The organism is Pseudomonas sp. DCB_AW (assembly GCF_026240895.1).
GTDB lineage: Bacteria > Pseudomonadota > Gammaproteobacteria > Pseudomonadales > Pseudomonadaceae > Aquipseudomonas > Aquipseudomonas kermanshahensis.
The window spans coordinates 1-23157 of record NZ_JAPFCE010000026.1 but is presented as its reverse complement, the minus strand read 5'-3'; the positions used below and the strand labels follow the sequence as shown (position 1 = coordinate 23157).

Annotated in this window: 27 protein-coding genes, 1 tRNA gene and 1 pseudogene; all 29 read right to left on the bottom strand. The window is 57.2% G+C overall.

Going from position 1 to position 23157, the window contains the following annotated elements:
* Positions 1-6: 6 nt before the first annotated feature.
* Complete coding sequence (gene rplE / locus OO306_RS15705; protein WP_003255474.1) at positions 7-546, bottom strand: 50S ribosomal protein L5; 540 nt, start codon at positions 544-546, stop codon at positions 7-9.
* Positions 547-566: 20 nt separating this feature from the next.
* Positions 567-881 carry a 50S ribosomal protein L24 gene (gene rplX, locus OO306_RS15700; protein WP_003255476.1) on the bottom strand — a complete coding sequence of 105 codons (315 nt, stop codon included), beginning with the start codon at positions 879-881 and terminating at the stop codon, positions 567-569.
* Between the two features lie 11 nt (positions 882-892).
* Positions 893-1261, bottom strand: coding sequence for a 50S ribosomal protein L14 (gene rplN / locus OO306_RS15695; protein WP_002555479.1), 369 nt, complete (start codon positions 1259-1261; stop codon positions 893-895).
* A gap of 23 nt (positions 1262-1284) precedes the next feature.
* On the bottom strand, positions 1285-1551 hold the full coding sequence (rpsQ, locus tag OO306_RS15690; RefSeq protein ID WP_003255478.1) for a 30S ribosomal protein S17: 267 nt from the start codon (positions 1549-1551) through the stop codon (positions 1285-1287).
* 2 nt (positions 1552-1553) lie between these two features.
* Entirely contained in the window at positions 1554-1745 is a 192-nt protein-coding gene (rpmC, locus tag OO306_RS15685; protein ID WP_002555481.1) for a 50S ribosomal protein L29, read from the bottom strand.
* Positions 1745-2158, bottom strand: coding sequence for a 50S ribosomal protein L16 (gene rplP / locus OO306_RS15680; RefSeq protein ID WP_003255479.1), 414 nt, complete (start codon positions 2156-2158; stop codon positions 1745-1747). Before rplP ends, rpmC begins: the two co-directional genes overlap by 1 nt.
* A 12-nt stretch (positions 2159-2170) precedes the next feature.
* Positions 2171-2857 (bottom strand): 30S ribosomal protein S3, encoded by a 687-nt coding sequence (rpsC, locus tag OO306_RS15675; RefSeq protein ID WP_003255481.1) that lies wholly within the window; start codon positions 2855-2857, stop codon positions 2171-2173.
* Positions 2858-2870: 13 nt separating this feature from the next.
* A complete protein-coding gene (gene rplV, locus OO306_RS15670; RefSeq protein WP_003103908.1) occupies positions 2871-3203 on the bottom strand; it encodes a 50S ribosomal protein L22 in 333 nt (110 codons plus the stop codon).
* 11 nt (positions 3204-3214) lie between these two features.
* On the bottom strand, positions 3215-3490 hold the full coding sequence (rpsS, locus tag OO306_RS15665) for a 30S ribosomal protein S19 (protein WP_003255482.1): 276 nt from the start codon (positions 3488-3490) through the stop codon (positions 3215-3217).
* A 16-nt stretch (positions 3491-3506) separates the two neighbouring features.
* Positions 3507-4331, bottom strand: a complete 825-nt coding sequence (gene rplB / locus OO306_RS15660; RefSeq protein ID WP_027594872.1) for a 50S ribosomal protein L2 — start codon at positions 4329-4331, stop codon at positions 3507-3509.
* Between the two features lie 14 nt (positions 4332-4345).
* Positions 4346-4645: a 50S ribosomal protein L23 gene (gene rplW, locus OO306_RS15655; RefSeq protein WP_003255484.1), complete on the bottom strand. Its 300-nt coding sequence runs from the start codon at positions 4643-4645 to the stop codon at positions 4346-4348.
* Complete coding sequence (gene rplD, locus OO306_RS15650; RefSeq protein WP_003255485.1) at positions 4642-5244, bottom strand: 50S ribosomal protein L4; 603 nt, start codon at positions 5242-5244, stop codon at positions 4642-4644. Before rplD ends, rplW begins: the two co-directional genes overlap by 4 nt.
* A gap of 12 nt (positions 5245-5256) precedes the next feature.
* On the bottom strand, positions 5257-5892 hold the full coding sequence (rplC, locus tag OO306_RS15645) for a 50S ribosomal protein L3 (RefSeq protein ID WP_027594871.1): 636 nt from the start codon (positions 5890-5892) through the stop codon (positions 5257-5259).
* 80 nt (positions 5893-5972) lie between these two features.
* Entirely contained in the window at positions 5973-6284 is a 312-nt protein-coding gene (gene rpsJ / locus OO306_RS15640) for a 30S ribosomal protein S10 (protein WP_003186070.1), read from the bottom strand.
* A 141-nt stretch (positions 6285-6425) separates the two neighbouring features.
* Complete coding sequence (tuf, locus tag OO306_RS15635) at positions 6426-7619, bottom strand: elongation factor Tu (RefSeq protein ID WP_016484647.1); 1194 nt, start codon at positions 7617-7619, stop codon at positions 6426-6428.
* Between the two features lie 27 nt (positions 7620-7646).
* Complete coding sequence (gene fusA, locus OO306_RS15630) at positions 7647-9791, bottom strand: elongation factor G (RefSeq protein WP_027595471.1); 2145 nt, start codon at positions 9789-9791, stop codon at positions 7647-7649.
* 30 nt (positions 9792-9821) lie between these two features.
* A complete protein-coding gene (gene rpsG, locus OO306_RS15625) occupies positions 9822-10292 on the bottom strand; it encodes a 30S ribosomal protein S7 (protein WP_008089143.1) in 471 nt (156 codons plus the stop codon).
* Between the two features lie 106 nt (positions 10293-10398).
* Entirely contained in the window at positions 10399-10770 is a 372-nt protein-coding gene (rpsL, locus tag OO306_RS15620) for a 30S ribosomal protein S12 (RefSeq protein ID WP_003255492.1), read from the bottom strand.
* A 211-nt stretch (positions 10771-10981) separates the two neighbouring features.
* Positions 10982-15181, bottom strand: a complete 4200-nt coding sequence (rpoC, locus tag OO306_RS15615; protein ID WP_027595470.1) for a DNA-directed RNA polymerase subunit beta' — start codon at positions 15179-15181, stop codon at positions 10982-10984.
* A 64-nt stretch (positions 15182-15245) separates the two neighbouring features.
* Positions 15246-19319: a DNA-directed RNA polymerase subunit beta gene (rpoB, locus tag OO306_RS15610; protein ID WP_027595469.1), complete on the bottom strand. Its 4074-nt coding sequence runs from the start codon at positions 19317-19319 to the stop codon at positions 15246-15248.
* On the bottom strand, positions 19319-19489 hold the full coding sequence (locus tag OO306_RS15605; RefSeq protein ID WP_155951450.1) for a hypothetical protein: 171 nt from the start codon (positions 19487-19489) through the stop codon (positions 19319-19321). The genes rpoB and OO306_RS15605 overlap by 1 nt, the downstream gene beginning before the upstream one ends.
* Before the next feature lie 50 nt (positions 19490-19539).
* Positions 19540-19905: a 50S ribosomal protein L7/L12 gene (rplL, locus tag OO306_RS15600; protein ID WP_007957596.1), complete on the bottom strand. Its 366-nt coding sequence runs from the start codon at positions 19903-19905 to the stop codon at positions 19540-19542.
* A 78-nt stretch (positions 19906-19983) separates the two neighbouring features.
* Positions 19984-20484, bottom strand: coding sequence for a 50S ribosomal protein L10 (gene rplJ / locus OO306_RS15595; protein ID WP_027595468.1), 501 nt, complete (start codon positions 20482-20484; stop codon positions 19984-19986).
* A 198-nt stretch (positions 20485-20682) separates the two neighbouring features.
* Entirely contained in the window at positions 20683-21378 is a 696-nt protein-coding gene (gene rplA / locus OO306_RS15590; RefSeq protein ID WP_027595467.1) for a 50S ribosomal protein L1, read from the bottom strand.
* On the bottom strand, positions 21378-21809 hold the full coding sequence (gene rplK, locus OO306_RS15585; protein WP_027595466.1) for a 50S ribosomal protein L11: 432 nt from the start codon (positions 21807-21809) through the stop codon (positions 21378-21380). Before rplK ends, rplA begins: the two co-directional genes overlap by 1 nt.
* A 119-nt stretch (positions 21810-21928) precedes the next feature.
* Positions 21929-22462 carry a transcription termination/antitermination protein NusG gene (gene nusG, locus OO306_RS15580; protein WP_003255501.1) on the bottom strand — a complete coding sequence of 178 codons (534 nt, stop codon included), beginning with the start codon at positions 22460-22462 and terminating at the stop codon, positions 21929-21931.
* A gap of 9 nt (positions 22463-22471) precedes the next feature.
* The gene (secE, locus tag OO306_RS15575) at positions 22472-22840 is read right to left on the bottom strand and encodes a preprotein translocase subunit SecE (RefSeq protein WP_027595465.1); all 369 of its coding nucleotides are present in this window, start codon (positions 22838-22840) and stop codon (positions 22472-22474) included.
* Positions 22841-22884: 44 nt separating this feature from the next.
* Positions 22885-22960: transfer RNA gene (locus tag OO306_RS15570), tRNA-Trp, on the bottom strand.
* A 54-nt stretch (positions 22961-23014) separates the two neighbouring features.
* Positions 23015-23157 (bottom strand): annotated as a pseudogene (locus OO306_RS15565) (elongation factor Tu); the annotation flags it as partial.

Genomic DNA, 23157 nt, shown 5'->3' with positions numbered 1-23157 from the left:
CTCCAATCAGTTGCGGAACGGGAATTTGAAAGCACGCAGCAGAGCGCGGCCTTCGTCATCCGAACGAGCAGTGGTGGTCAGGGTGATGTCCAAACCGCGCAGAGCATCGATCTTGTCGTAATCGATTTCCGGGAAGATGATCTGCTCTTTCACGCCCATGCTGTAGTTGCCACGGCCATCGAAGGACTTGGCATTCAGGCCGCGGAAGTCGCGAACCCGAGGCAGGGAGATCGCCAGCAGGCGGTCCAGGAATTCGTACATCTTGTCGCTACGCAGGGTCACCTTGACGCCGATCGGCCATCCTTCACGGACTTTGAAGCCCGCGATGGATTTACGAGCGAAAGTCACGACCGGCTTTTGACCGGTGATCTTTTCCAGGTCGGCAACAGCGTGCTCGATGACTTTTTTGTCGCCGATCGCTTCGCCCAGACCCATGTTCAGGGTGATTTTGGTAACGCGCGGAACTTCCATCACGTTCGACAGCTTAAGTTCTTCCTTAAGCTTGGGAGCGATTTCGTTCCGGTAAATCTCTTTCAGTCGTGCCATGGTCTTCTACCTAGCAGTGTTCAAGCATCAACCGCTTTTTGGGTCGACTTGAAGACACGAATTTTCTTACCGTCTTCTACTTTGAAACCAACGCGGTCAGCCTTGTTGGTTTCGCCGTTGAAGATGGCAACGTTGGAAGCGTGCAGAGGCGCTTCTTTCTCGACGATACCGCCCTGAACGCCCGCCATCGGGTTAGGCTTGGTATGACGCTTGACCAGGTTCACGCCACCGATGACCAGACGGTCATCAGCGAGAACCTTCAGCACCTTACCGCGCTTACCTTTGTCTTTGCCGGCGATCACGATGATCTCGTCGTCACGACGAATCTTTTGCATGTCGGATCTCCTTACAGCACTTCAGGGGCGAGCGAGACGATCTTCATGAACTTCTCAGTACGAAGTTCACGGGTCACTGGCCCGAAGATGCGAGTGCCGATCGGCTCTTGCTTGTTGTTCAGCAGAACAGCAGCGTTGCCGTCGAAACGAATGATGGAACCGTCAGCGCGACGTACACCGTGACGGGTACGGACGACAACAGCGGTCATCACTTGGCCTTTTTTGACCTTACCGCGCGGAATTGCTTCCTTGACGGTTACTTTGATGATGTCACCGATGCCGGCGTAACGGCGGTGCGAACCGCCGAGTACCTTGATGCACATGACGCGACGAGCGCCGCTGTTATCGGCCACATCGAGCATGGATTGAGTCTGAATCATAAAATTTCTCCGACCCCTAGCCCTTAGACTTCAACAGCGCGTTCGAGGACTTCAACCAGTGCCCAGGACTTGGTCTTGGCCAGCGGACGGGTTTCACGGATGGAAACCTTGTCGCCGATCTTGCACTGGTTGGCTTCGTCGTGCGCGTGCAGCTTAGTCGAACGCTTAACGTATTTACCGTAGATCGGGTGCTTTACGCGACGCTCGATCAGAACGGTGATGGTCTTGTCCATTTTGTCGCTGACGACACGGCCAGTCAGCGTACGGACGGTTTTTTCAGCTTCAGCCATGATCACTTACCTGCCTGCTGGTTGAGCACAGTTTTCACGCGAGCGATGTCACGCTTAACTTGCGAGAGCAGGTGCGACTGCCCCAACTGGCCAGTTGCTTTCTGCATACGCAGATTGAACTGGTCGCGCAGCAAGCCGAGCAGTTGCTCGTTCAGCTGCTGTGCCGATTTTTCACGAAGTTCATTCGCTTTCATCACATCACCGTCCGCTTAACAAAGGAGGTGGCGAGAGGCAGCTTTGCAGCAGCCAGGGCGAAAGCTTCGCGCGCCAGCTCTTCAGAAACACCCTCGATCTCGTACAGGACTTTGCCTGGCTGGATCTGGGCAACCCAGTATTCCACGGAACCCTTACCTTTACCCATACGAACCTCGAGAGGTTTCTTGGAGATCGGCTTGTCCGGGAAGACACGGATCCAGATCTTACCGCCACGTTTCACGTGACGAGTCAGAGCACGACGTGCCGACTCGATCTGGCGAGCGGTGAGGCGACCGCGAGCAACAGCTTTCAGGGCGAATTCGCCGAAGCTGACTTTGCTACCGCGCAGTGCCAGACCACGGTTGTGGCCAGTCATCTGCTTGCGGAATTTTGTACGCTTTGGTTGCAACATTTGGCGTACCCCTTACTTAGCAGCTTTTTTACGAGGCGCTGGTGCTTGTGGTTTCAGTTCTTCTTGGCGACCACCAATAACTTCGCCTTTGAAGATCCAAACCTTCACACCGATCACACCGTAAGTGGTGTGAGCTTCGTAGGTGTTGTAGTCGATATCGGCACGCAGGGTGTGCAGAGGCACACGACCTTCGCGATACCACTCGGTACGAGCAATCTCGGCGCCGCCGAGACGACCGCTCACCTGGATCTTGATGCCCTTGGCACCAATACGCATGGCGTTCTGTACGGCGCGCTTCATGGCGCGACGGAACATTACGCGGCGTTCCAGCTGCTGAGCTACGCTCTGCGCAACCAGCATAGCGTCGAGTTCCGGCTTGCGGATCTCTTCGATGTTGATGTGCACAGGCACACCCATCTGCTTGGTCAGGTCCTGACGCAGCTTCTCGACATCCTCACCTTTCTTACCGATAACGATACCGGGACGAGCGGTGTGGATGGTGATGCGTGCAGTTTGAGCCGGACGATGAATATCGATACGGCTTACGGACGCGCTTTTTAGTTTGTCTTGGAGGTACTCACGTGTTTTCAGATCCTTCAACAGGTAATCTGCGTAAGTAGCACCGTCTGCGTACCAGACGGAGGTGTGCTCCTTGACGATTCCCAGGCGAATGCCAGTGGGATGTACTTTCTGACCCATCTGATCGACTCCGTTACTTGTCCGCAACCTTGACAGTGATATGGCAAGACCGCTTGACGATGCGATCAGCACGGCCTTTGGCACGTGGCATGATGCGCTTCAGCGAACGCCCTTCGTTGACGAAGACGGTGGAGACCTTCAGGTCATCAACGTCTGCGCCTTCGTTGTGTTCGGCGTTGGCAACGGCCGACTCGAGGACTTTCTTCATGATTTCAGCGGCTTTTTTGCTGCTGAAGGCCAACAGGTTGAGCGCTTCGCCCACCTTCTTCCCGCGGATCTGGTCGGCGACCAAGCGGGCTTTCTGGGCGGAGATGCGAGCGCCCGACAACTTAGCGGCTACTTCCATTTCCTTACCCCTTAACGCTTGGCTTTCTTGTCAGCCACGTGCCCGCGATAGGTGCGGGTACCGGCGAACTCGCCCAGTTTGTGGCCGACCATGTCTTCGTTCACGAGAACTGGGACATGTTGGCGACCGTTGTGAACCGCGATGGTCAGACCGACCATTTGTGGCAGGATCATCGAGCGACGCGACCAGGTTTTAACTGGCTTGCGATCGTTCTTCTCCACCGCCACTTCGACCTTCTTCAACAGGTGAAGATCGATAAAAGGACCTTTTTTCAGAGAACGTGGCACTGTCGTATCCCTCTAGTTACTTGCGACGACGGACGATCATGTTGTCGGTACGCTTATTACCACGGGTTTTAGCACCCTTGGTTGGGAAGCCCCATGGCGATACCGGATGACGACCACCGGAGGTACGACCTTCACCACCACCATGCGGGTGGTCAACCGGGTTCATGGCAACGCCACGAACGGTTGGGCGAACGCCGCGCCAGCGTTTGGCACCTGCTTTACCCAGCGAACGCAGGCTGTGCTCGGAGTTCGAGACTTCGCCCAGGGTCGCACGGCACTCAGCCAGTACTTTACGCATTTCACCAGAGCGCAGACGCAGGGTCACGTAGACACCTTCGCGAGCGATCAGCTGAGCCGAAGCACCAGCGGAACGAGCGATCTGTGCACCTTTACCCGGCTTCAGTTCGATGCCGTGAATGGTGCTACCTACTGGGATGTTACGCAGCTGCAGGGAGTTACCGGCCTTGATTGGGGCCAGGGAACCTGCGATCAGCTGGTCGCCAGCGCTCACGCCTTTAGGGGCGATGATGTAGCGACGCTCACCGTCTGCATAGCACAGCAGGGCGATGTGAGCAGTACGGTTTGGATCGTATTCGATACGCTCGACAGTGGCTGGGATGCCATCTTTGTCGTTGCGACGGAAGTCGACCAGACGGTAATGCTGCTTATGACCACCACCAACGTGACGAGTGGTAATGCGGCCATTGTTGTTACGACCACCAGACTTCGATTTCTTCTCGAGCAGCGGTGCGTGAGGAGCGCCTTTGTGGAGCTCCTTGTTGACCACCTTGACCACGAAACGGCGGCCAGGGGAAGTCGGTTTGCATTTAACGATTGCCATGATGCACCCCTTCCTTACTCAGCACTGCTGCTGAAATCGAGATCTTGGCCTGGCTGAAGGGAGACAATTGCCTTCTTCCAGTCATTACGCTTGCCCAGACCACGTGCGGTACGCTTGGTTTTACCCAGAACGTTAACGGTCGACACGTTTTCAACTTTTACGTTGAACAGGCCTTCGACAGCTTTCTTGATTTCCAGCTTGGTTGCGTCAGTAGCAACCTTGAATACGAACTGGCCTTTTTTCTCAGCCAGAACGGTAGCCTTCTCGGAAACGTGCGGGCCAAGGAGGACTTTGAATACGCGTTCCTGGTTCATCCCAGCAGCTCCTCGAATTTCTTCACGGCCGAGACAGTGATCAACACTTTCTCGTATGCGATCAGACTGACCGGGTCGGAACCTTGCACGTCACGTACATCGACGTGTGGCAGGTTGCGAGCAGCCAGGTACAGGTTCTGATCAACAGCGTCCGAAACGATCAGAACGTCGCTCAGACCCATGCCGTTCAGCTTGTTCAGCAGATCTTTGGTTTTCGGTGCTTCAACAGCGAAGTCCTGAACCACGACCAGACGGTCGCTACGCACCAGCTCAGCGAGGATGGAGCGCAGAGCTGCGCGATACATCTTCTTGTTGAGCTTTTGCGAGTGATCTTGAGGGCGAGCTGCGAAGGTAACACCACCGCCACGCCAGATCGGACCACGAGTGGTACCAGCACGAGCACGGCCAGTACCCTTCTGACGCCATGGGCGCTTACCGCCACCAGCCACGTCGGAACGGGTCTTTTGCTGCTTGGTGCCCTGACGGCCGCCGGCCATGTAGGCCACGACTGCTTGGTGAACCAGCGTCTCGTTGAATTCGCCACCGAAAGTCAGTTCGGAAACTTCGATCGCCTGAGCGTCATTTACATTAAGTTGCATGTCAGTTTCCCCTTAACCGCGAGCCTTGACAGCCGGACGTACAACCACGTCGCCGCCAGTAGCGCCAGGTACGGCACCCTTGATCAGCAGCAGGTTGCGTTCAGCGTCTACGCGTACTACTTCCAGGGACTGAACAGTCACGCGCTCGGCGCCCATGTGACCGGACATTTTTTTGCCCTTGAACACACGACCAGGAGTCTGGCACTGGCCGATGGAGCCTGGGACGCGGTGCGACACGGAGTTACCGTGGGTGTTGTCCTGACCACGGAAGTTCCAGCGCTTGATGGTACCGGCGAAGCCTTTACCTTTGGACTGACCAGTAACGTCTACCAGCTGGCCTGCAGTGAAGAGTTCAGCTTTGATCGAGTCGCCAGCCTGGAACTCGCCTTCTTCAAGGCGGAACTCCCAGACACCGCGACCAGCGGCAACGTTCGCTTTAGCGAAGTGACCTGCTTGAGCAGCAGTCACACGCGAAGCACGACGCTCGCCGACAGTGACTTGCACTGCACGGTAGCCATCGGTTTCTTCAGTCTTGAACTGGGTGACGCGATTCGGCTCGATCTCAATGACCGTGACCGGAATGGAGACACCTTCTTCGGTGAAAACGCGGGTCATACCGCATTTACGACCGACTACACCAATAGTCATGTTGTAACCTCATGAGTGTACGGGGCTTTCACCCGCTATGGCCGCCCATTTCAGAGCGTTACACGGACAAGACCGAAGTCTTAGCCGAGGCTGATCTGCACTTCCACACCTGCCGCGAGATCAAGCTTCATCAGCGCGTCAACGGTTTTATCCGTTGGCTGGACGATGTCCAGAACACGCTTATGAGTGCGAATCTCGTACTGGTCACGCGCGTCTTTGTTGACGTGCGGGGAGACCAGAACGGTGAAACGCTCTTTGCGGGTAGGCAGTGGAATTGGACCACGCACTTGTGCACCAGTACGTTTCGCGGTTTCCACGATTTCCTGGGTGGATTGGTCGATCAGGCGATGGTCGAAAGCCTTCAACCTGATACGGATTTGCTGATTTTGCATTGGATTTCAGACTCCAGGCTGTTCCCAACGGACGCACTACGCCCGCTAAAAGGAGGCGTGATTCTATAGACGCCCCAATTTAGTGTCAACCCAATAAAAAAAACCCCCGCTGAGCGGGGGTTTTTTCAATCGGTCGAGTGATTACTCGATGATTTTGGCTACGACGCCGGCGCCGACGGTACGACCGCCTTCACGGATAGCGAAGCGCAGACCGTCTTCCATTGCGATGGTCTTGATCAGAGTGACAGTCATCTGAATGTTGTCACCTGGCATTACCATTTCAACGCCTTCCGGCAGTTCGCAGTTACCGGTCACGTCAGTGGTACGGAAGTAGAACTGAGGACGGTAGCCTTTGAAGAACGGAGTGTGACGGCCGCCTTCTTCCTTCGACAGGACGTAGACTTCTGCGGTGAACTTGGTGTGCGGCTTGACCGAACCTGGCTTGACCAGAACCTGGCCACGCTCAACGTCGTCACGCTTGGTACCACGCAGCAGAACGCCGCAGTTCTCGCCAGCACGGCCTTCGTCCAGCAGCTTGCGGAACATCTCAACACCGGTGCAGGTGGTGGTGGTGGTGTCACGCAGACCAACGATTTCCAGCGGATCTTGAACGCGGACGATACCACGCTCGATACGGCCGGTAACAACGGTACCACGACCCGAGATCGAGAATACGTCTTCGATTGGCATCAGGAACGGCTTGTCGATAGCACGCTCTGGCTCTGGGATGTAGCTGTCCAGAGTTTCAACCAGCTTCTTGACAGCGCTGGTGCCCATTTCGTTGTCGTCTTTGCCTTCCAGCGCCATACGAGCCGAACCGATGATGATCGGGGTGTCGTCGCCTGGGAAGTCGTAGGTGGACAGCAGGTCGCGAACTTCCATCTCGACCAGTTCCAGCAGCTCAGCGTCGTCTACCAGGTCAGCCTTGTTCAGGAAGACCACGATGTACGGAACGCCAACCTGACGGGACAGCAGGATGTGCTCACGGGTTTGTGGCATCGGACCATCGGCGGCCGAGCAAACCAGGATCGCGCCGTCCATCTGGGCAGCACCGGTGATCATGTTCTTCACGTAGTCAGCGTGACCTGGGCAGTCGACGTGAGCGTAGTGACGAATGTTCGAGTTGTACTCGACGTGAGCGGTGTTGATGGTGATACCGCGCGCTTTTTCTTCCGGAGCCGAGTCGATCTTGTCGAACTCAACGACTGCCGAACCGAAAACTTCGGAGCAGACGCGAGTCAGAGCTGCGGTCAGAGTAGTCTTACCGTGGTCAACGTGGCCGATGGTGCCGACGTTAACGTGGGGAAGGGAACGATCAAATTTTTCTTTAGCCACGACAGTGAACCTCTTGCCTAAAGGGGATTAGCCTTGTTTTTTAACGAGTGCTTCGACGATGTTCGACGGAGCTTCGGCGTATTTGGAGAATTCCATGGAGTAGCTTGCGCGACCCTGAGACATGGAACGAACGTCGGTCGCATAACCGAACATTTCTCCGAGCGGTACCTCAGCAGTGATTACCTTGCCGGACACCGAGTCTTCATTACCCTGGATCATCCCGCGACGACGGCTCAGGTCACCCATCACGTCACCCAGGTAGTCTTCCGGGGTTACAACTTCGACCTTCATGATCGGCTCAAGCACCACGCCACCGCCCTTCTGGGCCAGTTGCTTGGTCGCCATCGAAGCAGCGATTTTGAACGCCATTTCGTTGGAGTCGACGTCGTGGTACGAACCGTCGAATACCGTGGCCTTCAGGCCGAGCAGCGGATAGCCGGCAACAACGCCGTTTTTCATCTGCTCTTCGATACCCTTCTGGATCGGGGCGATGAATTCCTTAGGAATCACACCACCAACGACTTCGTTGGTGAAGACCAGACCTTCGGTGATGTTGCCCTTCTCGTCGACGTCCGGCTCCGAGAAACGGATCCAGCAGTGACCGAACTGACCACGACCGCCCGACTGACGAACGAACTTGCCTTCGATCTCGACGTTGGACTTGGTGATCTTCTCGCGGTACGAAACCTGAGGCTTACCGATGTTGGCTTCGACGTTGAACTCGCGCTTCATGCGGTCAACGAGGATGTCCAGGTGCAGCTCACCCATGCCCGAGATGATGGTCTGACCAGTCTCTTCGTCGGTCTTGACGCGGAACGACGGGTCTTCCTGGGCCAGTTTGCCCAGAGCGATACCCATCTTCTCCTGGTCAGCCTTGGTTTTCGGCTCTACGGAGAGCGAAATAACCGGCTCAGGGAAGTCCATACGCTCAAGGATGATTGGCTTGTCGGCGTTGCACAGGGTTTCGCCTGTGGTCACGTCCTTCATGCCGATCAGGGCCGCGATGTCGCCAGCGCGCACTTCCTTGATCTCTTCACGCTGGTTGGCGTGCATCTGCACCATACGACCAACGCGCTCTTTCTTGCCCTTGACCGAGTTGATGACGGAGTCACCGGAGGTCAGAACACCCGAGTAGACGCGAACGAAGGTAAGAGTACCCACGAACGGGTCAGTCGCGATCTTGAACGCCAGAGCCGAGAACGGCTCGTCGTCGTCAGCGTGACGCTCGTCTTTACGAACAGCCGGATCGTCTTTGTCCAGATCCTTGTCATCCGGGTTGATACCCTGGATTGCAGGAATCTCGGTCGGAGCAGGCAGGTAGTCGATGACGGCGTCGAGAACCAGGGGAACGCCCTTGTTCTTGAACGACGAACCGCAGACGGCCGGTACGATTTCGCTGGCCAGGGTGCGCGCGCGCAGACCGGCTTTGATCTCTTCGACGGTCAGCTCTTCGCCTTCCAGGTACTTGTTCATCAGCTCTTCGCTGGCCTCGGCAGCCGCCTCAACCATGTTGGAGCGCCACTCTTCAGCCAGCTCCAGCATATCGGCAGGAATTTCTTCCTCGCGATAGGTGGTGCCTTTGTCGTCGTCGTTCCAGTAGATAGCCTTCATCTTGATCAGGTCGACCTGACCCTGGAAGTTATCTTCCGAACCGATGGCCAGCTGAACAGGAACCGGGGTGTGACCCAGACGGTTCTTGATCTGACCTACGACGCGCAGGAAGTTTGCACCGGCACGGTCCATCTTGTTCACGTAAACAACACGTGGAACGCCGTATTTGTTGGCCTGACGCCATACGGTTTCGGACTGAGGCTCAACGCCGGAGGTACCGCAGAACACAACGACCGCGCCGTCGAGTACGCGCAGCGAACGCTCTACTTCAATGGTGAAGTCAACGTGGCCGGGGGTATCGATGACGTTTACGCGGTAGTTGTCGTACTGACCAACAGAGCCCTTCCAGAAGGTAGTTACGGCAGCGGAGGTAATGGTAATACCCCGCTCCTGCTCCTGAACCATCCAGTCGGTGGTCGCGGCGCCGTCGTGCACCTCGCCCATCTTGTGGCTCAGGCCTGTGTAGAACAGGATCCGCTCGGTAGTGGTGGTCTTGCCCGCGTCAACGTGGGCACAGATACCAATGTTACGGTAGCGGTTAATTGCTGTAGTACGAGCCATAAAGCCCTCGCAAAATGATTGATGCTTGAATTAGAAGCGGTAGTGCGAGAACGCTTTGTTGGCTTCAGCCATACGGTGAACGTCTTCACGCTTCTTGACTGCAGCACCCTTGCCTTCAGCAGCATCCAGCAGCTCGCCAGCCAGGCGCAGAGCCATCGACTTCTCGCCGCGCTTGCGGGCGTAGTCTACGAGCCAGCGCATTGCCAGAGCATTACGACGGGATGGACGAACTTCAACCGGAACCTGGTAAGTGGCACCGCCGACACGACGGGACTTTACTTCGACCAGCGGAGCGATGGCGTCGAGAGCTTTCTCGAAGATTTCCAGGGGGTCGCTGTTCTTGCGCTCTTTGACCTTGTCCAGTGCACCGTAAACGATGCGCTCGGCCACGGCCTTCTTGCCGCTTTCCATCACGTGGTTCATGAACTTGGCGAGGATTTGGGATCCGTATTTAGGATCGTCCAGAATCTCACGTTTTGCTGCTACACGACGTCTTGGCATGATAAGCCCTCAAACGGTCTTCAGGTTAGCCCGGGACGTGGGTCTTCGACCCCTGCCCGACCTTACTCTTATCGACTCAAAAAAATGGATGGGTGCAAACGACCGATTACTTCGGACGCTTGGTACCGTACTTCGAACGACCCTGGTTACGGCCTTTAACGCCCGAAGTATCCAGAGAGCCGCGAACGGTGTGGTAACGAACACCTGGCAAGTCTTTTACACGGCCGCCACGGATCAGGACGACGCTGTGCTCTTGCAGGTTGTGGCCTTCACCGCCGATGTACGAGGAAACCTCGAAACCGTTGGTCAGACGCACACGGCAAACTTTACGCAGTGCCGAGTTAGGTTTTTTCGGCGTGGTGGTGTACACGCGGGTGCACACGCCACGACGTTGCGGGCAGTTCTGCAGCGCAGGAACGTCGGACTTCTCGACCGAACGCTTACGCGGCTGACGTACCAGCTGGTTGATAGTTGCCATCTACTAGCTCCACTGATTGTCTTGCGACTCTATTGTCTTGCAAGAAAGCCAAAAATTGGCGAGACGGAGCCTCACCAAATTTAAGGGTACAAAAGTCTACGGAGGATCTTGCACCCAGTCAAGACGAGGCCCCGGCCCTCCCCGCCCGGTCATCGGCAACAATTCATGTCGACGATGGCCGTTCGGGGCTTGCCGGGGCCCTGCCCTGTACTTAGTTACCGCTGGAATTCAGCGCTTCGGTCAGTGCGGCTTCCACCTCACTGGCGCTCACACGCAGCGGTTTGTCGGCATCACGGCGGCGCTTGCGCTCGCTGTGGTAAGCCAGACCAGTACCGGCCGGGATCAGACGACCCACGACCACGTTCTCTTTCAGGCCGCGCAGGTAATCGCGCTTGCCGGTGACAGCCGCTTCGGTCAGTACGCGGGTGGTTTCCTGGAAGGAAGCCGCGGAGATGAACGATTCGGTCGACAGCGACGCCTTGGTAATACCCAGCAGCACACGCGAGAACTTCGAGATGAACTTGTCTTCGCTGGCGAGACGCTCGTTCTCGACCAGTACGTGAGTCAGTTCCATCTGGTCGCCCTTGATGAAGCTGGAATCACCCGACTCAGCGATCTCGACCTTACGCAGCATCTGACGCAGGATGGTCTCGATGTGCTTGTCGTTGATCTTAACGCCTTGCAGGCGGTAAACGTCCTGGATCTCGTTGACGATGTACTTGGCCAGCGCGCTCACACCCAGCAGACGCAGGATGTCGTGCGGATCGCTCGGGCCGTCGGAGATAACTTCGCCGCGGTTTACCTGTTCGCCTTCGAAGACGTTCAGGTGGCGCCACTTCGGAATCAGCTCTTCGTACGGATCGCTACCGTCGGTCGGCGTAATGACCAGACGGCGCTTGCCTTTGGTCTCTTTACCGAACGCGATGGTGCCGCTGACTTCAGCCAGAATCGAGGCTTCTTTCGGACGACGCGCTTCGAACAAGTCGGCAACGCGCGGCAGACCACCGGTGATGTCGCGGGTCTTCGACGTTTCTTGCGGGATACGCGCGATAACGTCACCAACACCGATCTGTGCACCGTCAGCCACACCAACAAGGGCGTTGGCCGGCAGGAAGTACTGAGCCGGTACGTCGGTACCTGGCAGGTACAGGTCCTTGCCGTTGGCATCGACCATCTTGATTGCCGGACGGATTTCCTTGCCTGCGGCAGGGCGATCCTTGACGTCCAGAACTTCGATGTTGGTCAAACCAGTCAGTTCGTCGGTCTGACGCTTGATGGTGATGTTTTCTTCCATGCCCACGAAGGTCACGGTACCTTTCAGCTCGGTAACGATCGGGTGGGTGTGCGGGTCCCACTTGGCGACGATGGCGCCAGCTTCGACCTTGTCACCTTCCTTGACCGAAATGACCGCACCGTAAGGCAGCTTGTAACGCTCACGCTCACGACCGAATTCATCGGCAATGGCCAGCTCGCCGGAACGCGATACGGCAACCAGGTTGCCATCGGCGCGCACGACCTGCTTCAGGTTGTGCAGACGAACCATACCGCCGTTCTTCACCTGGACGCTGTCGGCAGCCGAGGTCCGGCTTGCAGCACCACCGATGTGGAACGTACGCATGGTCAGCTGGGTACCCGGCTCACCGATCGACTGTGCAGCGATAACGCCGACAGCTTCACCGATGTTCACCTGGTGACCACGAGCCAGGTCACGACCGTAGCATTTGGCGCAGATACCGTAGCGGGTTTCGCAGTTGATCGGCGAACGCACGATAACTTCGTCGATGCTGTTCAGCTCGATGAACTCGACCCACTGCTCGTCAACCAGGGTACCGGCTGGGACGATGACGTCCTCGGTGCCTGGCTTGAACACGTCACGGGCAATGACACGACCCAGTACGCGCTCACCCAGCGGCTCGACAACGTCACCGCCTTCGATGTGCGGAGTCATCAGCAGGCCGTGGTCGGTGCCACAGTCGATCTCGGTCACGACCAGATCTTGCGCCACGTCTACCAGACGACGCGTCAGGTAACCGGAGTTCGCTGTTTTCAGTGCGGTATCCGCCAGACCCTTACGAGCACCGTGAGTCGAGATGAAGTACTGGAGTACGCTCAGACCTTCACGGAAGTTCGCGGTGATCGGCGTCTCGATGATCGAGCCGTCCGGCTTGGCCATCAGACCACGCATACCGGCCAGCTGACGGATCTGTGCTGCGGAACCCCGCGCACCCGAGTCAGCCATCATGTACATCGAGTTGAAGGACTCTTGCTCGACTTCCTTGCCCTCGCGGTCGATGACCTTCTCTTTCGAGAGGTTGGCCATCATCGCCTTGGACACTTCGTCGTTCGCCTTCGACCACAAGTCGATGACCTTGTTGTACTTCTCGCCCTGGGTTACCAGGCCGGAGGCGTACTGGCTCTCGATTTCCTTCACTTCGTCGGTAGCAGTACCGATGATGCGGGCTTTTTCGTCCGGGATAACGAAGTCGTTAACACCGATCGAAACGCCGGAAATGGTCGAGTAGGCAAAGCCGGTGTACATCAGCTGGTCAGCGAAGATGACGGTCTCTTTCAGACCAACCACGCGGTAGCACTGGTTGATCAGCTTGGAGATCGCTTTCTTCTTCATCGGCTGGTTGACCACGTCGTACGGCAGACCTGCCGGTACAACCTGGAACAACAGCGCACGGCCGACGGTGGTGTCGACGATGCGGGTGTTCTTGGTGACGGAGCCATCACGGTCATTCACGGTCTCGTTGATACGGACCTTGATTTTCGCGTGCAGGGCAGCTTCGCCGGCGCGGAATACGCGGTCGACTTCTTGCAGGTCAGCGAATACGCGACCTTCGCCCTTGGCGTTGATGGCTTCACGGGTCATGTAGTACAGACCCAGTACAACGTCCTGCGACGGAACGATGATTGGCTCACCGTTGGCTGGCGACAGAATGTTGTTGGTCGACATCATCAGCGCGCGCGCTTCGAGCTGGGCTTCCAGCGTCAGCGGCACGTGAACGGCCATCTGGTCACCGTCGAAGTCGGCGTTGTACGCCGCACAGACCAACGGGTGCAGCTGGATCGCCTTACCTTCGATGAGCACAGGCTCGAACGCCTGGATACCCAGACGGTGAAGGGTCGGTGCACGGTTGAGCAGTACGGGGTGTTCGCGGATGACCTCGGCGAGAACGTCCCACACCTCTGGCAGCTCGCGCTCGACCATCTTCTTGGCAGCCTTGATGGTGGTCGCCAGACCACGCATTTCCAGCTTGCCGAAAATGAACGGCTTGAACAGCTCGAGGGCCATTTTCTTCGGCAGACCGCACTGGTGCAGACGCAGGGTCGGGCCTACGGTAATTACCGAACGACCGGAGTAGTCCACGCGCTTACCGAGCAAGTTCTGACGGAAACGACCTTGCTTACCTTTGATCATGTCAGCCAGGGACTTCAGCGGACGCTTGTTCGAGCCAGTGATGGCGCGACCGCGACGGCCGTTGTCCAGCAGGGCGTCGACCGCTTCCTGCAGCATGCGCTTTTCGTTGCGCACGATGATGTCCGGCGCCGACAGATCGAGCAGGCGCTTCAGACGGTTGTTACGGTTGATCACCCGACGATACAGGTCGTTCAGGTCGGAGGTCGCGAAGCGGCCGCCATCCAGCGGTACCAGCGGACGCAGGTCCGGCGGCAGTACTGGCAGGACGGTCAGGACCATCCACTCAGGCAGGTTGCCCGAGCCCTGGAAAGCTTCCATCAGCTTCAGGCGCTTGGACAGCTTCTTGATCTTGGTTTCCGAGTTGGTCTGCGGAATCTCTTCACGCAGGCGACCGATCTCGTGCTCCAGGTCGATAGCGTGCAGCAGCTCGCGGACAGCCTCGGCACCCATGCGGGCGTCGAAGTCGTCACCGAACTCTTCCAGCGCTTCGAAGTACTGCTCGTCGTTCAGCAGCTGGCCTTTTTCAAGGGTGGTCATGCCTGGGTCGATAACGACGTAGCTCTCGAAGTAGAGAACGCGCTCGATATCACGCAGGGTCATGTCCATCAGCAGGCCGATACGGGACGGCAGCGACTTCAGGAACCAGATGTGGGCAACCGGCGAGGCCAGTTCGATGTGCGCCATGCGCTCACGACGAACCTTGGCCAGGGCAACTTCAACGCCGCACTTCTCGCAGATCACACCGCGGTGCTTGAGGCGCTTGTACTTGCCGCACAGGCACTCGTAGTCCTTGACTGGGCCAAAAATCTTGGCGCAGAACAGGCCGTCACGCTCAGGTTTGAACGTACGGTAGTTGATGGTTTCCGGCTTCTTAACTTCACCGAACGACCACGAACGGATCATTTCAGGCGACGCCAGACCGATGCGGATGGCGTCGAACTCTTCGACTTGACCCTGGTTTTTCAGCAAATTCAGTAGGTCTTTCAAGGCCTTTCCTCCTGGCGGAGCAGGAAGCGGGCATTACCTGCCCCGCTCCCCTTCGCGTCACGTGTTATTCGGTTTCCAGATCGATATCGATACCGAGCGAACGGATCTCTTTGATCAACACGTTGAAGGACTCGGGCATGCCCGGCTCCATACGGTGATCGCCATCCACGATGTTCTTGTACATCTTGGTACGGCCGTTCACGTCGTCCGACTTCACTGTGAGCATTTCTTGCAGGGTGTATGCCGCGCCGTATGCTTCCAGCGCCCACACTTCCATCTCCCCGAAACGCTGACCACCGAACTGCGCCTTACCACCCAGCGGCTGCTGGGTAACCAGGCTATAGGAACCAGTGGAACGCGCGTGCATCTTGTCGTCCACCAAGTGGTTCAGCTTGAGCATGTACATGTAACCAACGGTCACAGGACGCTCGAACTTGTTGCCGGTACGGCCATCGAACAGCACCATCTGGCCGCTTTCTGGCATGTCTGCCAGTTTCAGCATGGCCTTGATCTCGCTTTCCTTGGCACCGTCGAAGACTGGGGTAGCCATAGGCACGCCCTTCTTCAGGTTGTTCGCCAGGGCAAGGATCTCTGCGTCGGTGAACTCTTCCAGGCTTTCCTGACGACCACCGATCTCGTTGTAGATCTCGGTCAGGAACACGCGCAGCTCAGCGGCTTTGCGCTGCTCTTCGAGCATCCGGTCGATCTTCTCGCCCAGGCCTTTGGCCGCGAGGCCCAGGTGGGTTTCAAGGATCTGACCAACGTTCATACGCGAAGGTACGCCCAGTGGGTTCAGTACGACGTCGACCGGAGTACCGTTGGCGTCGTGCGGCATGTCTTCGACCGGCATGATCACCGAGACCACACCTTTGTTACCGTGACGGCCTGCCATCTTGTCGCCCGGCTGGATGCGGCGGCGGATAGCCAGGTAGACCTTGACGATCTTCAGTACGCCCGGTGCCAGGTCGTCGCCTTGCTGCAGCTTGCGCTTCTTGTCTTCGAACTTGTCGTCCAGCAGACGACGGCGATCGACGATGTAAGCCTGAGCCTTTTCCAGCTGTTCGTTCAGCGCGTCTTCGGCCATGCGCAGTTTGAACCACTGGCCGTGCTCCAGACCGTCCAGTACTTCGTCAGTGATCACGGTGCCTTTCTTCAGGCCCGCACCACCGTCGACCACTTGGCCGTTCAGGGCGGAACGCAGACGCTCGAAGGTTGCACCTTCGACGATGCGGAACTCTTCGTTGAGGTCCTTGCGGATCTCGTCCAGCTGCATCTTCTCGATGGCCAGGGCGCGGCTGTCGCGCTCAACGCCGTCACGGGTGAAGACCTGGACGTCGATGACAGTACCCTTGGTGCCGGTTGGCACACGCAGGGAGGTGTCTTTAACGTCGCTTGCCTTCTCACCGAAGATGGCACGCAGCAGCTTCTCTTCCGGCGTCAGCTGGGTCTCGCCTTTCGGAGTGACCTTACCAACCAGAATGTCGCCAGCGCCGACTTCGGCACCTACGTAAACGATACCGGCTTCGTCCAGCTTGTTCAGCGCAGCTTCACCCACGTTCGGGATGTCTGCGGTGATTTCCTCTGGGCCAAGCTTGGTGTCACGCGCCACACAGGTCAGTTCCTGAATGTGGATCGTGGTGAAGCGATCTTCCTGAACCACACGCTCGGACAGGCAGATGGAGTCTTCGAAGTTGAAGCCGTTCCACGCCATGAACGCGATGCGCATGTTCTGACCCAGTGCCAGTTCACCCATATCGGTGGACGGGCCGTCGGCCATGATGTCGTGACGCTTGACCACATCACCCTTGCTGACCAGCGGACGCTGGTTGATGCAAGTGTTCTGGTTCGAACGGGTGTATTTGGTCAGGTTGTAGATATCTACACCTGCTTCACCGGTTTCGACTTCGTCATCGGCAACACGCACGACGATACGGCTGGCATCGACCGAGTCGATCACGCCGCCACGACGGGCCACGACGCAGACGCCGGAGTCACGGGCAACGTTGCGCTCCATGCCGGTACCTACCAGCGGCTTGTCAGCGCGCAGGGTCGGTACAGCCTGACGCTGCATGTTCGAACCCATGAGTGCACGGTTGGCGTCGTCGTGCTCGAGGAACGGAATCAGCGACGCTGCGACCGAAACAACCTGCTTCGGCGAAACGTCCATCAAGGTGACGTCTTCTGGCGCCTTGACGGTGAATTCATTCAGGTGACGAACTGCTACCAGCTCATCGATCAGCTGCTTCTTCTCGTTCATCGCGGCCGAAGCCTGGGCGATAACGTGATCCGCTTCTTCAATGGCCGACAGGAACACGATGTCGTCGCTGACCACGCCTTCCTTCACCACGCGATACGGGCTTTCGAGGAAGCCGTACTGGTTGGTGCGGGCATAGGCTGCCAGGGAGTTGATCAGACCGATGTTCGGACCTTCAGGGGTCTCGATCGGGCACACACGGCCGTAGTGGGTCGGGTGTACGTCACGGACTTCGAAGCCAGCACGCTCACGGGTCAGACCGCCAGGGCCGAGTGCAGAAACGCGGCGCTTGTGGGTGATCTCGGAAAGCGGGTTGTTCTGGTCCATGAACTGCGACAGCTGGCTGGAACCGAAGAACTCTTTCACCGCCGCCGCTACCGGCTTGGCGTTGATCAGGTCTTGCGGCATCAGGCCTTCGCTTTCGGCCATCGACAGACGTTCCTTGACCGCACGCTCAACGCGCACCAGGCCAACACGGAACTGGTTCTCGGCCATCTCGCCGACGCAACGTACGCGACGGTTACCCAGGTGGTCGATGTCGTCGACGATGCCTTTGCCGTTACGGATGTCGACCAGGGTCTTGAGGACCTCGACGATGTCTTCCTTGCTCAGCACGCCCGAACCTTCGATCTCGGTACGACCGATACGACGGTTGAACTTCATGCGGCCTACGGCGGACAGGTCGTAACGCTCGGCGCTGAAGAACAGGTTGTTGAACAGGGTCTCGGCAGCATCCTTGGTTGGCGGCTCGCCTGGACGCATCATGCGATAGATTTCGACCAGGGCTTCCAGCTGGTTGCTGGTGGTGTCGATCTTCAGGGTGTCCGAGATGAACGGACCGCAATCGATGTCGTTGGTGTACAGGGTCTCGATACGGACGACCTGTGCCTTGGCGACCTTGATCAGCAGCTCGGTGGTCAGCTCGGTGTTGCACTCGGCCAGGATCTCGCCGGTAGCCGGATGCACGATAGCCTTGGCGGTGGTGCGGCCCAGGACGTATTCCATAGGAACGTCGAGCTGCTTGACGCCGGCTTTCTCGAGCTGGTTGATGTGGCGCGCAGTGATGCGGCGACCCTGCTCGACAATGACCTTGCCGGTTTCGTCATGGATGTCCATGACCGCAACTTCACCACGCAGACGCTGAGGTACCAGTTCCAGGCTGAGTTTTTCGCCGGAAACGTGGAACACGTTGGTGGTGTAGAAGGTGTTCAGAACCTCTTCGGTGCTGTAACCCAGTGCGCGCAGCAGTACCGAGGCCGGCAGTTTGCGGCGACGGTCGATACGCACGAACACGCAGTCCTTCGGGTCGAACTCGAAGTCCAGCCAGGAGCCGCGGTAAGGGATGATGCGAGCGGAGTACAGCAGCTTGCCGGAGCTGTGCGTCTTGCCACGGTCGTGGTCGAAGAACACACCAGGCGAACGGTGCAGCTGGGAAACGATCACACGCTCGGTACCGTTGATTACGAAGGTACCGTTCTCAGTCATCAGGGGGATTTCACCCATGTAGACTTCTTGCTCTTTGATGTCCTTGATCGCTTTGTTCGACGATTCCTTGTCGAAGATGATCAGGCGCACCTTGACCCGCAGTGGGACCGCGAAGGTCACGCCACGCAGGACACATTCCTTCACATCGAAGGCGGGTTCGCCCAGGCGATAGCCTACGTACTCCAGGGCAGCATTGCCGGAGTAGCTGATGATCGGGAATACCGATTTGAAGGCCGCGTGCAGGCCGACGTCGCGGAACTGATCCTTGGATGCTCCCGCTTGCAGGAATTCGCGATACGAATCCAGCTGGATGGCCAGGAGGTAAGGCACATCCATGACGTCCGGCAACTTGCTAAAGTCCTTGCGGATACGTTTTTTCTCAGTGTATGAGTAAGCCATCAGCGTTCCCCAGCTTGGTCACCTGCTTGTTTGGCTTCTCCCGGCGGGAGCAGCCAGAAAATCGTGCAAACCCCTTGGTTTGCGCCACCCACATGGGTGTCTTGCAGCTCGTTATCGGGGCCGATCTGATCGGCCACCAATAACGGAAAAAGGCCGGTGGCATAAGCCACCAGCCATCAGCCTTGTGCTCAACGCTCAGGCTGGCATCGCAAAGTCGAAATTACTTCAGCTCGACTTTAGCGCCTGCTTCTTCCAGCTTCTTCTTAGCGTCTTCAGCGGCTTCTTTCGAAACGCCTTCAGCTACGACCTGAGGAGCGCCGTCGACTTTCTCTTTGGCTTCTTTCAGGCCCAGACCGGTCAGTTCACGAACGGCCTTGATCACGTTTACTTTCTTCTCGCCGGCTTCAACCAGAACAACGTTGAACTCGGTTTGCTCTTCAACAACGGCAGCAGCAGCAGCTGGGCCAGCAGCGGCAACAGCAGCGGTAACGCCGAAGGTTTCTTCCATAGCTTTGATCAGCTCAACAACTTCCAGAACGGTTTTCTGGCCGATTGCTTCGATGATTTGCTCGTTAGTCAGGGACATGACTTAAATCCTGTATTGGGGTGACAGCCTTCGCAGCCATCAAATTAAACAAATGATTTTGAAAGAGGTTACGCCGCCTTAGGCAGCAGCAGCTTCTTTCTGGTCGCGAACGGCCGCCAGAGTACGAGCCAGCTTGCTGGTGGCGCCTTGAATCACGCTCATCAGACGTGCGATAGCTTCGTCACGGGTCGGCAAGGTAGCCAGTACATCGATCTGGTTGGCGGCAATGAATTTGCCGTCAAACGCAGCTGCCTTGATCTCGAACTTGTCCTGACCCTTGGCGAACTCTTTGAACAGACGAGCAGCAGCGCCCGGGTGTTCGTTGGAGAAAGCGATCAGGGTCGGGCCAGTGAAGGCGTCGTTGAGGACACTGAATTCAGTATCGGCAACAGCGCGCTTGAGCAGGGTGTTACGTACGACACGTACGTAAACGCCAGCTTCACGAGCCTCTTTACGGAGTCCGGTCATTGCGCCTACAGTCACACCACGGGCATCAGCCACGACAGCGGACAGAGCGACTTTGGCAGCCTCGTTGACTTCAGCGACGATGGCCTTCTTGTCTTCGAGTTTAATTGCCACGGGTTTACTCCTGGTTTCTACCGTTTCATCTGGCCGAAGCCGGATGTCGTTTTGGTGTCTGATTCGATAACGAATCGGGAGCACCATCTGCGTAGGCTTGTGGTTTAAGGCTTGCGCCGCCTACGGTCTTGGATAGCCCCCGCCAGGCAGGGACCCCAATTTTTTGCTGGCGGCGCGACACGTCGCACCGCCATGGCCTTACGCGTTCAGCGAACCCTGGTCGATGACCAGGCCTGGGCCCATAGTGGTGCTCAGGGTAACGCGCTTGACGTAGATACCTTTCGAAGAAGCTGGCTTGATACGCTTCAGATCAGCGATCAGGGCTTCAACGTTTTCCTTCAGCTTGCCAGCTTCGAAGCCGACTTTGCCAACGGAGGTGTGAATGATACCGTTCTTGTCGGTACGGTAGCGAACCTGACCAGCCTTGGCGTTTTTGACAGCGCCGGCTACGTCTGGAGTCACAGTACCCACTTTCGGGTTAGGCATCAGGCCGCGAGGACCCAGAACCTGACCCAGCTGACCAACAACGCGCATGGCATCAGGCGATGCGATGACGACGTCATAGTTCAGGTCGCCGGCTTTCATTTCTGCAGCCAGATCGTCCATACCTACACGGTCAGCGCCGGCAGCCAGAGCGGCCTCAGCAGCTGGACCCTGGGTGAAGACGGCAACGCGTACGGTCTTGCCAGTGCCGTGTGGCAGCACAGTAGCGCTACGAACGACCTGGTCGGATTTACGCGGGTCAACGCCGAGGTTGACGGCAACGTCGAAGGATTCGCTGAACTTCACGGTGGACAGTTCGGCCAGCAGCACTGCTGCTTCTTCGAAGTTGTAAACTTTGCCAGCTTCGATTTTCGAAGCAATGGCCTTTTGGCGCTTGGTCAGCTTAGCCATTACACACCCTCCACGTTCAGGCCCATGCTGCGGGCAGAGCCAGCGATGGTGCGTACAGCAGCGTCCAGGTCAGCAGCGGTCAGATCAGCCTGTTTAGTCTTGGCGATCTCTTCGAGCTGAGCACGGGTCACGGTACCGACTTTAACGGTGTTCGGACGAGCCGAACCACTGGTCAGGCCAGCAGCTTTCTTCAGCAGAACCGAGGCAGGGGTGCTCTTGGTCTCGAAGGTGAAGCTACGGTCGCTGTAAACAGTGATGATCACAGGAGTCGGCAGGCCGGCTTCTTGACCCTGAGTACGGGCGTTGAAGGCCTTGCAGAATTCCATGATGTTCACACCGTGTTGGCCCAGTGCTGGACCAACGGGTGGGCTTGGGTTGGCCTGGCCGGCCTTAACTTGCAGCTTGATGTAAGCCTGAATCTTCTTAGCCATGAGCTACTCCAAAATCGGGTACAAACGCCAGATGGCTCCCCGGATGACTTGCGTTTTATCCCAGTGACGACAAAACCCCGCAGCACACAGGGCTGCGGGGTATGGGATGCTTCGTTCGCCTAGACCTTCTCGACCTGGCTGAACTCGAGCTCCACCGGAGTAGAGCGACCGAAAATGAGCACCGCCACCTGGAGGCGACTCTTTTCGTAGTTAACCTCTTCGACACTGCCATTGAAGTCAGCAAACGGACCGTCAATGACACGAACCACTTCACCTGGCTCGAACAGCGTCTTCGGCTTCGGCTTGTCGCTGCCGTCGGCAACGCGACGCAGGATAGCCTCTGCTTCTTTATCAGTGATTGGCGCAGGCTTGTCTGCGGTACCACCAATAAAGCCCATCACACGAGGGGTATCCTTGACCAAGTGCCAAGTCCCTTCGTTCATCTCCATCTGGACCAGTACATAGCCAGGGAAGAATTTGCGCTCACTTTTGCGCTTTTGGCCGTTACGCATTTCAACGACTTCTTCGGTCGGAACCAGAATTTCGCCGAAACCGTCTTCCATGCCAGCCAGCTTGACGCGCTCGATCAGCGAGCGCATCACATGCTTCTCGTAACCCGAGTAAGCATGCACTACGTACCAACGCTTAGCCACGGGACACCCTTAGCCAACAATCAAGGAGACCGCCCAGCCGAGCAGGGAATCAAGACCCCACAACAGCAGCGCCATAACCAGAACTACAGCCACGACAATCAGCGTGGTCTGAGTGGTTTCTTGGCGGGTCGGCCACACGACTTTACGGATCTCGGTACGAGCTTCCTTCGCCAGCGCAAAGAACGACTTACCCTTCGCAGTCTGCAAGGCAACAAAGCCAGCAGCCGCAGCCAGGGCGAGCAATGCGAGTACGCGATACAGGATTGGGGAGGCGGAGTAATACTGATTACCCACGACGCCAACAACCACCAAAGCAACTACAGCCAGCCACTTGAACAGATCAAAACGCGATTCTTGGGCTTCAGTTTTGGGAGTCATCGGGGAGGATCCTGTGAGAAGAAAGCCAATCACACCGAGGTGAATGGCAGGTCAGGAGGGAATCGAACCCCCAACCTACGGTTTTGGAGACCGTCGCTCTGCCAATTGAGCTACTGACCTGTAACGCTGTATCAGGCCGGCCATTATACCGGCCTGATCAAGTAAATCAACTACTTATTCAATAATTTTTGCTACGACGCCGGCGCCGACGGTACGACCGCCTTCACGGATAGCGAAGCGCAGACCGTCTTCCATTGCGATGGTCTTGATCAGAGTGACAGTCATCTGAATGTTGTCACCTGGCATTACCATTTCAA

Bases quoted from the DNA above. Each gene is read 5' to 3' on its own strand.
- rpsL (WP_003255492.1), bottom strand. From the start codon at position 10,770: ATGGCAACTATCAACCAGCTGGTACGTCAGCCGCGTAAGCGTTCGGTC.
- rpmC (WP_002555481.1), bottom strand. From the start codon at position 1,745: ATGAAAGCGAATGAACTTCGTGAAAAATCGGCACAGCAGCTGAACGAG.
- rplN (WP_002555479.1), bottom strand. From the start codon at position 1,261: ATGATTCAGACTCAATCCATGCTCGATGTGGCCGATAACAGCGGCGCT.
- rpoB (WP_027595469.1), bottom strand. From the start codon at position 19,319: ATGGCTTACTCATACACTGAGAAAAAACGTATCCGCAAGGACTTTAGC.
- rplL (WP_007957596.1), bottom strand. From the start codon at position 19,905: ATGTCCCTGACTAACGAGCAAATCATCGAAGCAATCGGCCAGAAAACC.
- rpsC (WP_003255481.1), bottom strand. From the start codon at position 2,857: ATGGGTCAGAAAGTACATCCCACTGGCATTCGCCTGGGAATCGTCAAG.
- rplV (WP_003103908.1), bottom strand. From the start codon at position 3,203: ATGGAAGTAGCCGCTAAGTTGTCGGGCGCTCGCATCTCCGCCCAGAAA.
- rplB (WP_027594872.1), bottom strand. From the start codon at position 4,331: ATGGCAATCGTTAAATGCAAACCGACTTCCCCTGGCCGCCGTTTCGTG.
- rpsQ (WP_003255478.1), bottom strand. From the start codon at position 1,551: ATGGCTGAAGCTGAAAAAACCGTCCGTACGCTGACTGGCCGTGTCGTC.
- secE (WP_027595465.1), bottom strand. From the start codon at position 22,840: ATGACTCCCAAAACTGAAGCCCAAGAATCGCGTTTTGATCTGTTCAAG.
- rplE (WP_003255474.1), bottom strand. From the start codon at position 546: ATGGCACGACTGAAAGAGATTTACCGGAACGAAATCGCTCCCAAGCTT.
- rplC (WP_027594871.1), bottom strand. From the start codon at position 5,892: ATGACTATTGGTGTAGTCGGTCGTAAATGCGGTATGACCCGCGTTTTC.
- rpsG (WP_008089143.1), bottom strand. From the start codon at position 10,292: ATGCCAAGACGTCGTGTAGCAGCAAAACGTGAGATTCTGGACGATCCT.
- rplA (WP_027595467.1), bottom strand. From the start codon at position 21,378: ATGGCTAAGCTGACCAAGCGCCAAAAGGCCATTGCTTCGAAAATCGAA.
- rplD (WP_003255485.1), bottom strand. From the start codon at position 5,244: ATGCAACTTAATGTAAATGACGCTCAGGCGATCGAAGTTTCCGAACTG.
- rpsJ (WP_003186070.1), bottom strand. From the start codon at position 6,284: ATGCAAAATCAGCAAATCCGTATCAGGTTGAAGGCTTTCGACCATCGC.
- fusA (WP_027595471.1), bottom strand. From the start codon at position 9,791: ATGGCTCGTACTACAGCAATTAACCGCTACCGTAACATTGGTATCTGT.
- rplX (WP_003255476.1), bottom strand. From the start codon at position 881: ATGCAAAAGATTCGTCGTGACGACGAGATCATCGTGATCGCCGGCAAA.
- rplP (WP_003255479.1), bottom strand. From the start codon at position 2,158: ATGTTGCAACCAAAGCGTACAAAATTCCGCAAGCAGATGACTGGCCAC.
- rplK (WP_027595466.1), bottom strand. From the start codon at position 21,809: ATGGCTAAGAAGATTCAGGCTTACATCAAGCTGCAAGTTAAGGCCGGC.
- rplW (WP_003255484.1), bottom strand. From the start codon at position 4,645: ATGAACCAGGAACGCGTATTCAAAGTCCTCCTTGGCCCGCACGTTTCC.